At 68.9% G+C, this 14,399-nt stretch carries 11 protein-coding genes and 1 pseudogene; 4 read left to right on the top strand and 8 right to left on the bottom strand.

Translation table 11 applies throughout. The annotated features are described in order from the left end of the window. The 3 genes and pseudogenes from AB3X43_RS00505 to def all read right to left on the bottom strand — a co-directional run. A pseudogene (locus AB3X43_RS00505) lies at window positions 1–196 on the bottom strand (hypothetical protein); the annotation flags it as partial. Between the two features lie 67 nt (window positions 197–263). Beyond that, entirely contained in the window at window positions 264–1,211 is a 948-nt protein-coding gene (gene fmt, locus AB3X43_RS00500) for a methionyl-tRNA formyltransferase (protein ID WP_369427938.1), read from the bottom strand. Window positions 1,212–1,222: 11 nt separating this feature from the next. Next, the gene (gene def, locus AB3X43_RS00495; protein ID WP_369427937.1) at window positions 1,223–1,738 is read right to left on the bottom strand and encodes a peptide deformylase; all 516 of its coding nucleotides are present in this window, start codon (window positions 1,736–1,738) and stop codon (window positions 1,223–1,225) included. 198 nt (window positions 1,739–1,936) lie between these two features. Between def and AB3X43_RS00490 the strand changes: the two genes are divergently transcribed. From AB3X43_RS00490 to AB3X43_RS00480, 3 genes are all read left to right on the top strand, one after another. After that, window positions 1,937–3,115, top strand: coding sequence for a LysM peptidoglycan-binding domain-containing protein (locus AB3X43_RS00490; RefSeq protein WP_369427936.1), 1,179 nt, complete (start codon window positions 1,937–1,939; stop codon window positions 3,113–3,115). Continuing rightward, the gene (gene dprA, locus AB3X43_RS00485) at window positions 3,112–4,281 is read left to right on the top strand and encodes a DNA-processing protein DprA (RefSeq protein WP_369427935.1); all 1,170 of its coding nucleotides are present in this window, start codon (window positions 3,112–3,114) and stop codon (window positions 4,279–4,281) included. Before AB3X43_RS00490 ends, dprA begins: the two co-directional genes overlap by 4 nt. A 75-nt stretch (window positions 4,282–4,356) precedes the next feature. After that, a complete protein-coding gene (locus AB3X43_RS00480; protein ID WP_369427934.1) occupies window positions 4,357–4,806 on the top strand; it encodes a Smg family protein in 450 nt (149 codons plus the stop codon). Window positions 4,807–4,830: 24 nt separating this feature from the next. Here the strand turns inward: AB3X43_RS00480 and AB3X43_RS00475 are convergent, their stop codons facing one another. The 4 genes from AB3X43_RS00475 to yajC all read right to left on the bottom strand — a co-directional run bounded on the left by AB3X43_RS00475 (window position 4,831) and on the right by yajC (window position 10,786). After that, window positions 4,831–7,383, bottom strand: coding sequence for a DUF1631 family protein (locus tag AB3X43_RS00475; RefSeq protein ID WP_369427933.1), 2,553 nt, complete (start codon window positions 7,381–7,383; stop codon window positions 4,831–4,833). A gap of 82 nt (window positions 7,384–7,465) precedes the next feature. Next, window positions 7,466–8,509, bottom strand: a complete 1,044-nt coding sequence (secF, locus tag AB3X43_RS00470; protein WP_369427932.1) for a protein translocase subunit SecF — start codon at window positions 8,507–8,509, stop codon at window positions 7,466–7,468. A 12-nt stretch (window positions 8,510–8,521) separates the two neighbouring features. After that, window positions 8,522–10,426, bottom strand: coding sequence for a protein translocase subunit SecD (secD, locus tag AB3X43_RS00465; protein ID WP_369427931.1), 1,905 nt, complete (start codon window positions 10,424–10,426; stop codon window positions 8,522–8,524). A 36-nt stretch (window positions 10,427–10,462) separates the two neighbouring features. After that, the gene (gene yajC / locus AB3X43_RS00460; RefSeq protein ID WP_369427930.1) at window positions 10,463–10,786 is read right to left on the bottom strand and encodes a preprotein translocase subunit YajC; all 324 of its coding nucleotides are present in this window, start codon (window positions 10,784–10,786) and stop codon (window positions 10,463–10,465) included. Window positions 10,787–10,922: 136 nt separating this feature from the next. On the opposite strand from yajC, the gene AB3X43_RS00455 reads away from it, so the two are divergent. After that, window positions 10,923–12,788 carry a putative bifunctional diguanylate cyclase/phosphodiesterase gene (locus AB3X43_RS00455; protein ID WP_369427929.1) on the top strand — a complete coding sequence of 622 codons (1,866 nt, stop codon included), beginning with the start codon at window positions 10,923–10,925 and terminating at the stop codon, window positions 12,786–12,788. Window positions 12,789–12,803: 15 nt separating this feature from the next. On the opposite strand, the gene AB3X43_RS00450 is transcribed toward AB3X43_RS00455, so the two are convergent. Next, window positions 12,804–14,399 (bottom strand): S8 family peptidase (locus AB3X43_RS00450; RefSeq protein ID WP_369427928.1); only part of this gene is annotated, 1,596 nt, incomplete at its 5' end.

Below are 14,399 nucleotides of genomic sequence, written 5' to 3'. Positions count from 1 at the left end.
TCTCTGCCTTCGGATTGAGGGTGTAGCAGTCCTCGATCGCACGCATGGCATGGCGGCAGGCGCTGCCGACCGCCTTGGCCTCGGCTTCGGTGTGGGCGTGGACAGCGCTGGCGGATTCGATGCCCAGTTGGTCGCAGCCCGCCAGCAAGCCGGCGGCGATCAGGGCGATGGCGATGGCAGGGACGGGATGGCGCATGGCTGAACTCGGGGTGTGGTCCCCTGCGCTATCGTCGTCCCGCCGCGCGACTTGAGCCGCGCGGCCTTCAGCCGAGCTGCTCGCCGGGACCGATGGCACAGCCCCGCAGAAAATCACGCACCGGCTGGCGCCGCCCGCCAGGCCGCTGCAGGCTGGTCAACGCCAGCGCTCCCGCGCCGCAGGCCACGACGATGCGGTCTCCCTCGACCGACAGCACGGCACCCGGTGCGCCCTGCCCGTCCACGGCGCTCGCCTGCCAGACCTTCACCACCTCGCCGCCTCGGCTGAAGCTCGCGCCGGGAAAGGGATCGAAGGCCCGGATGCGCCGCGCCAGCACCTCGGCGGACCGCGTCCAGTCAAGTGCTGCTTCGCGCTTGTCGATCTTGTGGGCATAGGTGACACCTTCGGCGGGCTGCGGCGTGGCGTGCAGGCCCCCGCTTGCAGCCAACGCCAGCGCCTCGACGATCAGCCGGCCGCCGAGCGTGGCGAGCCGGTCGTGCAGCGCAGCGGTGGTGTCGTCCGGGCAGATCGGCTCGGGCGCGACCAGCAGCATGTCGCCGGTGTCCAAGCCCGCATCCATCTGCATGATGGTGATGCCGGTCTCGGCATCCCCGGCCTCGATGGCACGGTGGATCGGTGCCGCACCGCGCCAGCGCGGCAGCAGCGAGCCATGGATGTTCAGGCAGCCCAGGCGCGGCAGATCCAGCACCCACTGCGGCAGGATCAGCCCGTACGCGGCCACCACCAGCACATCGAGCTGCGCCGCCTGCAGCACCTCGCGGGCGGCAGCGGCCTCGTCCGGATGGCGGCCGTCGAGCTTCAGGCTGGTCGGCTGCGCCACCGGCAGGCCGTGCTGCAGCGCACCCTGCTTCACCGCGGACGGCTGCAGCTTCATGCCGCGGCCCGCCGGGCGGTCGGGCTGCGTCAACACCAGCGCCACGGTGTGGCCAACCGCCAGGATCGCCGCCAGCGCCTCGGCCGCGAACTCGGGCGTGCCCGCGAAACCGACGCGCAGCGCAGCGCCCGTCATGCCTCGTCCTCGTCTTCGCGCAGACGCTTGATCATCTTGCTGCGGATGCGGTTGCGCTTGAGCGGCGAGAGGTATTCGACGAAGACCTTGCCCACCAGGTGGTCCATCTCGTGCTGCACGCAGACCGCCAGCAGCCCTTCCGCCTCGAACTCGTAGGTCTGTCCATCCCGGTTCATGGCCCGCACAGCCACGGTGGCGTAGCGTTCGACCTTGTCGTAGATGGTGGGAACCGACAGACAGCCTTCGTCGCTGACGACACGTTCCTCGCTGTGCGCGATGATGACGGGATTGATCAGAACGAGCTGGTCGGACTTGTCCTCCGAGGCGTCGATCACAATCAGCCGCTCATGCACATCGACCTGCGTGGCGGCCAGACCGATGCCGCGGGACTTGTACATCGTCTCGAACATGTCGTCGATCAGCCGGCGCAGCCGGTCATCGACGGTCGCGACAGGCTTGGCGACCTTGTTCAGGCGGGGATCGGGGTAGCGAAGTATGGTCAGCAGGCTCATGGCGAGGGTTGGCACAGGGCAGTGCCACTGCGTGAAAGTTGTGATTCGGGAACAAGGTCATCGGCCGGCGGGCGCACCATCCGTGTCAGGCGCCACGGCCGATTTCATTGCAGCATCAAGGGTTTAGGGGCAGAATTTATGAGATTGACTGAAGAGTTTCGCGCAGGCCTGACCGGTCGGCGCACGGAGACGCGCTCCATGATCCTGTGCCACGGCAAGCTTGCTCCCGTCCAGCGCGCAAGCGCCAGGGCGGCAAGCCTTCTGACCCTCGCCTTGCTCGGCCTGTCCATCCCGACGGCCCACGCATTCCCCGATTATCCAATCACCGGCGCCCAGCGGGGCACGGCGCAGAAAGTCGCCGAAGCCGGTGTGCCCTTGTCGGAGCTGGCGCCGAACGCACCCGACCGCTACACGGTCAAGCGCGGCGACACGCTGTGGGACATCTCGAAGCTGTTCCTGCGCAGCCCCTGGCGCTGGCCGGAGCTGTGGGGCATGAACCTCCAGGACATCCGCAATCCCCACCTGATCTACCCCGGCCAGCTGCTCACGCTGGTCAAGAGCGGCGGTCGGGCACGGCTGGTATTCGGCGATGGCGACGGCGGCACGGTCAAGCTCTCGCCACACGTGCGGGCGGGAGATGCGAACCTCGGGCCGATCGTCTCCATCTCGCTGCACCTGATCGAGCCGTTCCTGAACGACGCCGTGGTGCTGGACAGCGATGCACTGGCCCGCGCACCGCGCATCGTCGCCGGCCGTGAGGGACGCGAGCTGCTCAGCCGCGGGGACACGGCCTATGTGCGCGGCGACTTGCCGGCCACACGCGACTGGCGCATCTTCCGCGAGGCCAGGCCGCTGCTCGATCCATCCAGTGGCGAGATCCTCGGCTACGAAGCCGCGTTCGTCGGCAACGCCGAATACGTGCGTCCCGGCGAAACACGGACGGATGCCAAGGGCGCCACCGAGGTCGTGCCAGCCACCTTCATGCTGAGCGCGCTGCGCCAGGAAGCCGGCATCGGCGACCGCATCGCCCAGGCCCCGGTCCACGACTACCGCAACTACGTTCCGCATGCGCCGAGCACGCCGATCGAAGGCCAGATCATCTCGATCTATGGCGATGGGCTGTCGGCCGGCCAGAACCAGATCGTGGCCCTCAACCGTGGCGAGCGCGATGGCGTGGAGCGCGGCCATGTGCTGTCGGTGCTGCGTGCGGGCGAGCGGGTGCAGGACCGGGCCGATCCGCTGAAGGCAACACTCAAGCTGCCCGACGAGGCCCATGGCCAGCTCTTTGTCTTCCGGGTCTTCGACCGGGTGTCGTATGCGCTGATCCTCAGCGCCGAAACCGCCGTGCGTCCCGGCGACCGCTTCACGCCGCCGTGACCGTGGCGGACGTCCACGCCACCGAGCCGGCCCATGACGAACTGGCCGCCTGGCTGCGGCTGCTCGAAACCCCGGGCATCGGCCGCCAGCGCGCACGGCGACTGCTGCGGGCGTTCGGCGGGCCGAGGGAAATCTTCGAGGCCTCGCCAGCGGCTTGGCGCGAGGTGCTCGACGGCCACAAGGTCTGCGAGGCACTGGCCCGGCCACCCGAAGGCCATGACGCGCTGGTGACGCGCACCGGGCAGTGGTTGCAGCAGCCAGGCTGCCACCTGCTGGTGCTCGGTGATCCGGTGTATCCCTCCACCTGGATGGAGCTGGCCGATCCGCCGCTGGTGCTGCACGCCCGAGGCCGGCTGGAGCTGCTGGGCATCGGCGCGCTGGCCGTCGTGGGCAGCCGCCATCCGACACCGCAGGGGGCCGACAACGCCTTCCAGTTCTCCGCCGCACTGAGCCAGGCCGGCATGGTGGTCGTGTCGGGGCTGGCGCAGGGCATCGACGGCGCCGCGCACGAAGGCGCGCTGAGCGGGCCGTCCGGCACGATCGCCATCGTCGGTACAGGGCTGGACCGGGTCTATCCGCGCCAGCACCATGCGCTGGCCGGGCGCATCGCCACAGAAGGTCTGATGCTGTCCGAGCATGTGCTCGGCACGCCGCCGCTGGCGCCGCATTTTCCGCAGCGCAACCGCCTGATCGCCGGCCTGGGCCGCGGCACGCTGGTCGTCGAGGCAGCGCTGCAGTCGGGCTCGCTGATCACCGCGCGGCTGGCGATGGAATCGAACCGCGAGGTGTTCGCCATCCCCGGTTCGATCCACAGTCCGCAAGTCAAAGGCTGCCACCAGCTCATCAAGAGCGGCGCGAAGCTGGTCGAGACGACGCAGGACATCCTGGACGAGCTGCACTGGGGGACCAGCGCGCCCGTCAGCACCGGCCAGGAGAAGGCGCCGGCGGGGTCGCCCATGGCTGCCGCCGTCCAGGCCCGGTCGGACGACACGCCGGAAGACCCGCTGCTGGACGCGATGGGCTGGACACCGACCACGCTGGATGCCCTGCAGGCCCGCACCGGCCTGCCCACATCGGAGCTGAACCACCGCCTGCTGGAACTGGAGCTTTCCGGCCATGTCGTTCGATTGCCCGGCCCGTTGTTTCAGCGTCAGGCCTGCGCGTGACTCCATGCACGGAGGCCATCGGCACCGACCCCGCAGGCGCCCGCCATTCCGGGGCTGCTCAGGTATAGTGGATTCATGTTCGACGTGCTCGTTTATCTTTACGAAAACTATTGGCGGCCCGATGCCTGTCCGGAGCACGCCCAGCTCTCGCGCAAGCTCACCTCGGTGGGGTTCGAGAGCGACGAGATCGAGGATGCACTGAGCTGGCTGGACGGGCTGACCACGGTGGCCGAATCCCAGGCCAAGGCCCAGAGCCCGCTGTCCCTGCGCGTCTACACCCCGGCAGAGCAGGACCACCTCGGCACCGCATCGATCGCCTTCCTGAGCTTTCTCGAATCCGCGGGCGTGCTGCCAGCGCCGATGCGGGAGATTGCCGTCGACCGCGCCATGGCCACGACCGGCGAACTCGCGCTGGAAGACCTGAAGATCATCGTGCTGATGGTGTTCTGGAGCATCGGCGAAGAACCCGATGCGCTGATTCTGGACGAGCTGTTCGTCGATGCCGAGGACCGGCTGATCCACTGACTTCCGACCTGATCCAGCAACGGATCAGTGCAGCAGGCGCCCCGGATCGGCGTCGAGCTTGGCCAGTGCGTCGCGCGTGGCACGCACGGTCAGCGATTCCTCTTCCACCGGCACCAGCAACCCGGCTTGCAGGAAGGCCGCCAGGCGGTGTTTCTGGAACAGGATGCCGCGCCCCTGCGGGGACACGAACAGGTTGAACTGCTTGCGCGAGCCTTGCCAGGCGAGCTGGACGTTGGCAACGGTGTCGCGGTAATCCAGACGGAACCAGCTGCCCACGCTCAGGTTGCCGCACCAGGCGACCATCGCCGGTGTGGGCATCGACCCCCCCTCGGCCACCACTTCCAGATCCGTGGTCTCGTGGCCGGAGAGATCCCGCACCATCGACTCGTCGATCTCGATGTGGTCCACGTCCGGCAGCATGTCCTCCAGCGTCTCCAGCTGCATCATCAGCTCGTTGAGGCGCTCGGTCGGAATGGCGGCCGTGCGGGCCGAGAACGCGGCCTGCAGGGCATTGTTCAGCGCCTGGATGTACTCGTCCTGCCGTGGCACCGGCACACCAGCCGACACCATGCCCTCGCGCAGCTTCTTCAGCAGCGGCGACAGCCGGCGGATCGCCTCGGAGCGTTCCTCGCGCGAGACCTTGGCGCTCGCCAGCCAGATCAGGTCGGCGGCGGCCTTGCGCATGGCCTTGGTCGGCTCGCTGGCCTGTCCGGCCTTGACGGCGGTCGTCGCCAGCACATCGGCCCAGACATGGAACAGGAACTCGCGCACGCCGTCATGGACCGGCACCTCGTTGAGCATCTTGCGCAGCTCGATCGTGTACTGGATCGCCAGCGTCTCGCGCTGCTCGATCTGCTGGGCCAGCGACACGCCCTTGCTCGCGGCGAGGTGCGCGGACTTGAAGTAGTCCTCCAGGAAGCGCTCGAACTCGGTCAGCACGGTCTGGAACACGCGCCGGCCGGTGTCGGGATAGGCCTCGACCACCTGCACCACACGCTTGATCTCGCGCTCCATCGGTTCGTTCACGCCCGCGCTGCCGGCTTCGAAACCCATCACGCAGGCGCCCATGCGGTCGATCAGCTTGCGCGCCGGGTGATCGACGGTGGCAAAGAAGTCCGGCTCGGCGATGGCCACACGCAGCACCGGCATCTGCAGCCGCGCGAACCACACCCGCACCGAGGCCGGAATGCGCTCCTCGGTCAGCAGGCTCTGGAACATCAGCGCGACCACCTCGATCGTGGCGCGCTCGACCGGTGTGGTCGCGGCCTGCTTGAGGGCGGCCTTGCGCGCCTGCAACTCCTGCAGCAGGCCCGGCGTGCTGACGGCCACCGATTGCGACAGCACCGGCACGTTGCCCTGCGCATCCGGCCCGGGGTCGAAGCGGTGCTGCACAGCGGCCTGCACCTCGTTGATCGCCGCCCGCAGTCCCGGCGATGCAGGCGGGTGCGGCTGGGCGATGGTCGAGCTGTAGAAGTCAGGCACCTGCCGAGACACCAGCCGATTCAGCCGCCCGAGCACGGCTTCGGCCTGCTCGATGCTGCGCAGCAGGCCGGGCGAGCGCGTCATCATGCGGGTCTCTTCCTGCACATCACCACGGCCGGTCGGGCCGGCGTCGCCACCACCGGCCGCGTCCGCCGCACCACGTCCGGAGCGCCAGGCACCTGCGTTGTCCGAAGCGGATCGACCCAGCCCGGCCACCACGGTGGGCGCGTACTGGTGGGCATTCTCGGATGTCATGCCCTGGTAGCCTGCAGCGCCGGAGGCGGCACCGGCGCGTGCCTGCAGACTCGGCGGCGAGGGAAAACGCTCGCCGGAAGCAGCCACCGGTGCACCGGCGGTGGCCGCGCCACTCCCGCTGCTCCGCCCACCGGATCCTCCACCGCCACCCGCTGCGGACGCAGCCGGCGGAGGTCCGGCATCCCGGCTGCGCCGGATGAACTGGCGCAGGTTCACCTCCGGACACACGCCTTGGCCGATCAGCCAGCGGTTGGTCTCGTGGTAGGCCTCATGGACCAGCCCGGCAAATTCCTCGTGCAGCAGCGTCTGCACCAGACGCCAATGTTCGACCGACAGCCCTGCGGTGCGCCAGCTGTCCACGGCCGCGCGGGCCAGTGCGTGCGGACGGAGGATGTCCTGCGGATCCATCTCGTCGCGGCGGTCCAGCGCCGACATGCGGTAGCGCAGGTCGGAGAACTCCCAGCTCGCCTTGTCCATCATGGCCAGGGCCATGCGCGACACCAGGATCTCCAGATCGATCGTCGAATCATCGACCAGCGCCAGATCACCCACCTGGGTGGCCGCAGGTCGGGAACCGTGCGCGGGACTCGGACGACCAGCCAGGACCGTGGCCAGCTGCGCGATGAACAACTGCTGCCAACTGCCGGCCTGACGCGGCAGATCGACCAGCAGGTCGCGCCGCTTGAGCATGAGGTCGGGCGGACCGACCTGCGTGCACTGCTCGCGCAGCCGGTCGATGACCGTGCGCACCGTGCGGTTCAGGCTGCGAGACACCTGGTCGCAGTAGAGGCGACGAGCCTGCGCAGCAAGTACCGAAGACGGGGCAGCAGCGGAGGCCATGGGTATCGAGCCGGAGTCCGTGCGAACGGATCAGAAGATGAAAGAACCGCCTACTCTACACCAGCCGAATACGGGCCCGGCATCAGACGACTGCGCCTGAATTCGGATCGTTCGGATCTTGGCCCTTGCGGACATGGCTGATCAGATCTTCGCGCTTGACACCCAGCCACATGGCGATGGCCGCGGCCACGAACACCGACGAGTAGATGCCGAACAGGATGCCGATCGTCAGCGCCAGTGCGAAGTAGTGCAGCGTCGGGCCGCCGAACAGCAGCATCGACAGCACCATCATCTGCGTCGAGCCGTGCGTGATGATCGTGCGGCTCATGGTCGAGGTGATCGCGTGGTCGATCACCTCGGGCGTCGTCATCTTGCGGAACTTGCGGAAAGCCTCGCGGATCCGGTCGAAGATCACCACCGACTCGTTGACCGAGTAGCCCAGCACCGCCAGCACCGCCGCCAGCACCGACAGCGAGAACTCCCACTGGAAGAAGGCGAAGAAGCCCAGGATGATGATCACGTCGTGCAGGTTGGCGATGATCGCCGCGACCGCGAACTTCCACTCGAACCGGATCGCCAGATAGATCATGATGCCGGCGACCACGAAGGCCAGCGCCTTCAGGCCATCCTCGGCGAGTTCCTTGCCGACCTGCGGGCCGACGAACTCGCTGCGGGTGAGCCTGAGCGGCTCGGTCGCCGTGGTGCCGGAACCGACCTCGCAGGCCTGGCGGCTGATCGTCTCGCCCTTGGGGGTCGTCGTCTGCACTGGCTTGAGCAGGCCGCCTTCGGCCGCGCAGAGCTGCGCATAGACGCGCCCGACCACCTCCGACTGCTTCACGTCACCGCGCAGCGGCAGGCGGATCAGCACATCGCGCGAGGTGCCGAACTTCTGCACCTGCACTTCGCCGAAGTGCATCGCCTCGACGGTCGCGCGCACCTTGGCGATGTCGGCACTCTGGGCGTATTCGGTCTCGATGACCGTGCCGCCCGTGAACTCGATCGACAGGTGCAGCCCGCGGGTGAACAGGAAGAACACCGCCAGCGCGAAGGTCAGGAAGGAAATGGCATTGAAGACCAGCGCATGCCGCATGAACGGGATGTCGCGCCGGATACGGAAGAATTCCATGGCGGGCTCCTGTCAGGCCTTGGGGGTCGTGATGGTGGTCGAGGTCGGTGCGGACCCCGGCTGGGCGGCCGGTTTCCAGACCTGCCCGATCGAGACACCCTGCAGCTTCTTCTTGCTGCCGTACCAGAAGTTCACCAGCCCGCGCGAGAAGAACACGGCCGAGAACATCGAGGTCAGGATGCCCAGGCAGTGCACCACCGCGAAGCCGCGCACCGGGCCGGAGCCGAAGGCCAGCAGCGCGATGCCCGCGATCAGCGTCGTCACGTTCGAGTCCAGGATGGTCGCGAAGGCGCGCTCGTAGCCGAGGTTGATGGCCATCTGGGCCGAGGTGCCGTTGCGCAGTTCCTCGCGCACACGCTCGTTGATCAGCACGTTGGCGTCGATCGCCATGCCCAGCACCAGCGCGATGGCGGCGATGCCCGGCAGCGTGAGGGTGGCCTGCATCATCGACAGGATCGCCACCAGCAGCAGCAGGTTCACGGCCAGCGACAGCGTCGAGAACACGCCGAAGAGCAGGTAGTAGGCGCACATGAAGCAGGCGATGGCGATGAAGCCGTACAGCACGCTGTCGAAGCCCTTGGCGATGTTCTCGGCGCCCAGGCTCGGGCCGATCAGGCGCTCCTCGATGATCTCCATCGGCGCGGCCAGCGAGCCGGCGCGCAGCAGCAGCGCCGTGTCGGCCGACTCCATCGGCGTCATCGAGCCCGAGATCTGCACGCGGCCACCACCGATTTCCGAGCGGATCACCGGCGCGGTCACGACCTCGCCCTTGCCCTTCTCGAACAGCAGGATGGCCATGCGCTTGCCGATGCTCTCGCGTGTGACGTCACGGAAGATGCGCGAGCCGCGGGCGTCGAGCGTCAGGTGGACGGCGGGCTGGTGGTTGTCGTCGAAGCCGGCCTGCGCATCGGTGAGGTTCTCGCCGGTCAGCACCACCTGGCGCTTCAGGATGAGGGGCAGACCGCCGCGCTCGGTGTACTTCTCGGTCCCGAACGGCACCGGGCCGCCACCGCTCAGCGCGGCCTGCGCCTCGGCGCTGTCGTCGACCATGCGCACTTCGAGCGTCGCCGTGCGGCCGATGATGTCCTTGGCCTTGGCCACGTCCTGCACGCCGGGCAGCTGCACGACCACCCGGTCGGTGCCCTGCTGCTGGATCACCGGCTCGGACACGCCCAGCTCGTTGATCCGGTTGTGCAGCGTGTTGATGTTCTGCGTCAGCGCCTGCTGGCCGACGTTGCGCACCGCCTCGGGCTTGATGCGGCCGGTCAGCTTGAATTCGGTCGGGTCGGTGCCCTCGGTCCAGGCCACGTCGGTCTGGGCTTCGGTCAGCGCCAGGCGCGCCTTGTCGAGGGACTCGCGGTCGCGCAGGCGGACTTCGATGCTGTCGCCGCTGCGGTTGATGCCGCTGTGGCGGATCGACTTGTCGCGCAGCAGCGTGCGCACGTCGCCGGTCAGCGATTCGGTCTTCTTGGTCAGCGCCGCCGCCATGTCGACCTGCATCAGGAAGTGCACACCGCCGCGCAGGTCCAGACCCAGGTACATCGGCAGCGCATGCAGGCCGGTCAGCCACCGCGGCGAACGCGACACCAGGTTCAGCGCGACGATGTACGACGGGTCGGCCGGATCGGGGTTGAGCGCCTTGACGATCGCGTCACGCGCCTTGAGCTGCGCGTCGGTGTCCGCCAGACGGGCCCGCACCGACAGCCCTTCGAGCTGGACGAAGTCCGGCTGGAGCCCGGCCGCCTTGACGGCCTGCTCCACGCGCGGAACCATGCCCGAGTCGATCTTGACCGTGGCACGGGCGCTGGAGACCTGAACGGCCGGCGCCTCGCCGAAGAAGTTGGGCAGGGTATACAACAGGCCCACCACCACGGCGATGCCGAGGACCAGGTACTTCCACCAGGGATAGCGATTCATCGTGCTGACCGGCCTTGGACAGGCGCGTTCTCTGAATTATTTGATCGTGCCCTTGGGCAGGACCTGGACCACCGCACTGCGCTGGAGCTGCACTTCGACGTTGCCGGCGATCTCGACCGTGACGTACTGCTCGCCCACCTTGGTGATGCGGCCCAGCAGACCGCCGCCGGTGACCACTTCGTCACCCTTGCCCAGCGCGTCGATCATGGCCTTGTGCTCCTTCTGCTTCTTCATCTGGGGGCGGATCATGATGAAGTACAGGACCACGAACATCAGCACCAGCGGCAGCATCTGCGTCAGGGACGACATGCCGCCGGCTGCGGCGCCTGCGGTCTGTGCGTAGGCATTGGAAATGAACACGTTCGAACTCCTCGACGGGGAAGGACAGGGTTGTCAGATGAGACAAAGCGTTGGATTGTAGGGCCCCGCACGCGACACGTCGCAGGGCGACCCCGGGCGGGGATCAAGCCCGCCCGCGCCACTCCGATAAGGTGGCATGGTTTCCTCCTCCCTGCCCTCCGCCAGCGGACCGACGGCGTACCGCAATGCGCTGCCCGTCCTGGATGGCGTGCACGGCGGCGCCTCCCCGCCGACACGGGTGCTGCTGGAGGTCAGCCGCCATTGGCGGGCGATGCTGGCAGGTGCCTTGCTGGACCGCGGGCTGCAGCCGGTGCTGCCAGGGGAACACGGACAGGCCCCGGCCCACGTCGTGGTGCGGGAGTTCGGTCCGCCGCGCAGCGCCAACGGCCCGCCATCCACCGCACGGCCCGAGGCCCCGACCGCCGGACCGCCGATGGTGGCCTGGCTGTCCCCGCACCCTGGCGACGACACCACGCTGCTGCGCCACCGCGCGCTCGACGCCGGTGCGGTGTCGCTGGTTCGCGCCAGCGCCCATCCGGACGAGCTGGTCCGCGTCGTCAGCCACCTGGGCCGGCTGCGTTCCGGCCCAGCGGCCACCGAGGACATTGCCGCGACGCTGCACGCCCCGCTGAGCCGCCTGCTGCTGCAGGCCAGTGCCAGCGCCGAGGTTGGCGCGCTGGTGCTGCTGGGTCTGGAACGCTTCGACGAGGTCGTGCTCACGCTCGGTGCCGACCTGCGTGCGCCGCTCCAGCAGGCGATCGAACACCGGCTGCAGGTGGCACTGGTGGCCATCGAGGCGCGCCATGCCGGTCGGCTGCGGGCCCAGCTGACCCGCTGCGACGACGGGCTGGCGGTGATCGTCTCGCCCTTGGCACGGTCTGCCGACGCCCAGGCCCTGGCCTGCGAACTCCTGCAGCGGCTCGACGACCCGGTCGATCTGGGCGACCACCGCATCGTCGTGGGTGGCCACGCAGGGGTGGCCGTGTTCCCGCACGACGGCCACCAGACCGAGGTGCTGATCCGGCACGCCACGCTCGCCCGGCACGAGGCGCGGCGCCAGGGGCGCAACGGCTGCGTCGTCTACGGCTCGGCCCTGGGCCGCGGGGCGATGCGCCGGCTGCAGCTGGAAGGGGCGCTGCGCCGGGCACTGGCGCAGTCGGGGTTCGAGCTGCATTTCCAGCCGCAGGCCGATCTGCACACCGGTGCACTCACGGGTGCCGAGGCCCTGCTGCGCTGGCGTGACCGCGACCTCGGGCGGATCGAGCCGGTCGAGTTCATCGCACTCGCCGAGGACACCGGGCTCATCACCCGGCTCGGCACCTGGGTGCTGCAGAACACCTGCCACCAGATCCGTCGCTGGCGCGACCAGGGACTGGACGTGCCGCGCATCGCGGTCAACGTCTCGCGGCTGGAGATCCTCCAGCCCGATTTCGTCGCCGGCGTGCTCAAGACGCTGGTCGACCACGGCCTGCCTGGCGGCACGCTCACGCTGGAGCTGACCGAGCCAGCACTGATGCACGACGTCGAACGGCTCGGCCAGCGCCTGCAGGCGCTGCGGGCAGCGGGCGTGCGCATCGCGGTGGACGATTTCGGCAGCGGCTACTCTTCGCTGGCGCGGCTGAGCCGGCTGCCGCTGGACGAGCTGAAGATCGACCGGGTGTTCCTGGCCACGCTGCAGGGCAACGGTGCCAAGGTCGCCGCCGCCGTCATCGGTCTGGGGCACACGCTGGGGCTGCGTGTCGTGGCGGAAGGGGTCGAGCGCGAAGACCAGCTCGATTTCCTGCGCCGCCACGGCTGCGACGAGTTCCAGGGCCACCTGCTGTCGCACCCGCTCGACGCTGCCACGATGGGGCGGCTGCTGAGCCATGCGCGCATCCAGCACCGGCTGGTCATGGACGCCGCGTCCACCCCATCGGCACCGCCGACGGGGATGCTTCCCTTCCCCAGCCTGCCGACCCTCCCGATGCGCGATGCCGACATCGCAGCGGAACGTGGCCGGTAGCGGACGGCTACCGCGTCACTGCTGCAGCAGGTTCAGCACGTACTTGCCGGCCGTCGCGCCCGTGCCGCCTGCGGCATAGGCCACCCGCACGCGGTAGAGCTGCGCGGCGGTCGTGGTGTTGGCCACCTTGACCGTTTCCGGCAGACCCGCCGCGTTGGCGCTGCTCGCCACCAGCGCACCCGACGGGTTGTACAGGTAGAGCTGGTAGTTCTGTGTCGAGACCGTCATGTTGAGCGTGGCCGACAGCGTCTTGCCCGCAGCGACAGAGACGCCGTAGTAGTCGTTGTCGGCCGCCGAGGCCATGGTGCCGCTGACCACCGCATGCGCCGGCGCCAGGATTTGCGGCGCGGCGAACGTGTCGTTGGGTTCGACCTCGGCGACAGCCGTCGGCAGCGACGCCATCGCCGTGTCCACCGCCTTCTTCGCATCCAGGATGCCCGCGCCGCCACCGCCGGTGAACACCACCGGGAAGGGCTTGGCCGAACTCTTGATCATCGCCTCGACCTGGTCGGGCGTGAGGGCCGCGTTCTTCGACAGCATCAGCGCCGCCACGCCCGCCACGTGCGGCGTGGCCATCGAGGTGCCCTGGTAGTAGACGTAGTTGTCGGCGCCCGGCGTGGTGGTGCCGGCGTTCAGCGTCGACAGGATGCCGTCCGCACCCGGGGCGGAGATGTCCACCGTCGTGCCGTAGTTCGAGAACGACGCCTTCGCCCCCGTGCGCGTGACTGCACCCACCGCGATGACTCCGGCGCAGTTCGCCGGGGAGAATGCCGAGGCGCTGGCATTGGAGTTGCCCGCCGCGACCACGACCACCGTGCTGCGCGCGCGGGCCGAGTTGATCGCGCTCTGCAGCGTCGTGCCGCAGGCGGACTGCCCGCCCAGCGACATGTTGATGACGCGGGCGACGTTGGCATTGGCCGGCACGCCAGTGACCGAACCGCCCGAGGCCCAGACGATCGCGTCGGCGATGTCCGAGGTGTAGCCGCCGCAGCGGCCCAGCACCCGCACCGGCACCACCTTGGCGCCGAACGCCACCCCAGCGACGCCAGAGCCGCTGTTCGTCACCGCGGCGATCGTGCCTGCGACGTGCGTGCCATGCCAGCTGCTGTTGGAGGCCGCAGACCCCGTGCCGCAAGCACCGGCCACGCTCCAGTCACCCGGGTCCGATGGGTCGGCATCGCGGGCCGTGCCGTCATTGGCCGTGGTCACATCGAGAATGAAGTCGTAGCCGGGCAGGATGTTGGCGGCCAGATCCACGTGCGGCCGGTAGCCGGTGTCGATCACCGCCACCTTGATGCCGGCGCCGGTCGCCCGGTCCCAGGCGGCCGGCAGGTTGATGCCGGCGACAGCCTCGTAGTAGTGCCACTGGTTGGGGAAGTAGGTGTCGTTCGGCACGAACTGGGGCTGCAGGCGCACGTCGGGCTCGATCGACTCGATCGACGCATCGGTGGCCATCAGGTCGGCCGCCAGCGTGCGGATCTGGGACTCGGACAGCGCGCGGTCCATGCGCATCACACGGGCGCCGTTGAAGGCGGTGCGGTGCGGCGTCACGGCCACGCCTGCGCGCTTGCCGGCGCGGTCGGCCCGGTCGCGGCGGCCGGCCTCGTCGGC

The sequence above is a fragment of the Sphaerotilus sp. genome (assembly GCF_041083715.1).
Taxonomy (GTDB): domain Bacteria; phylum Pseudomonadota; class Gammaproteobacteria; order Burkholderiales; family Burkholderiaceae_C; genus Sphaerotilus.
The sequence above is the reverse complement of the archived record's forward strand: the minus strand, read 5'-3'. Positions and strand labels throughout refer to the sequence as shown.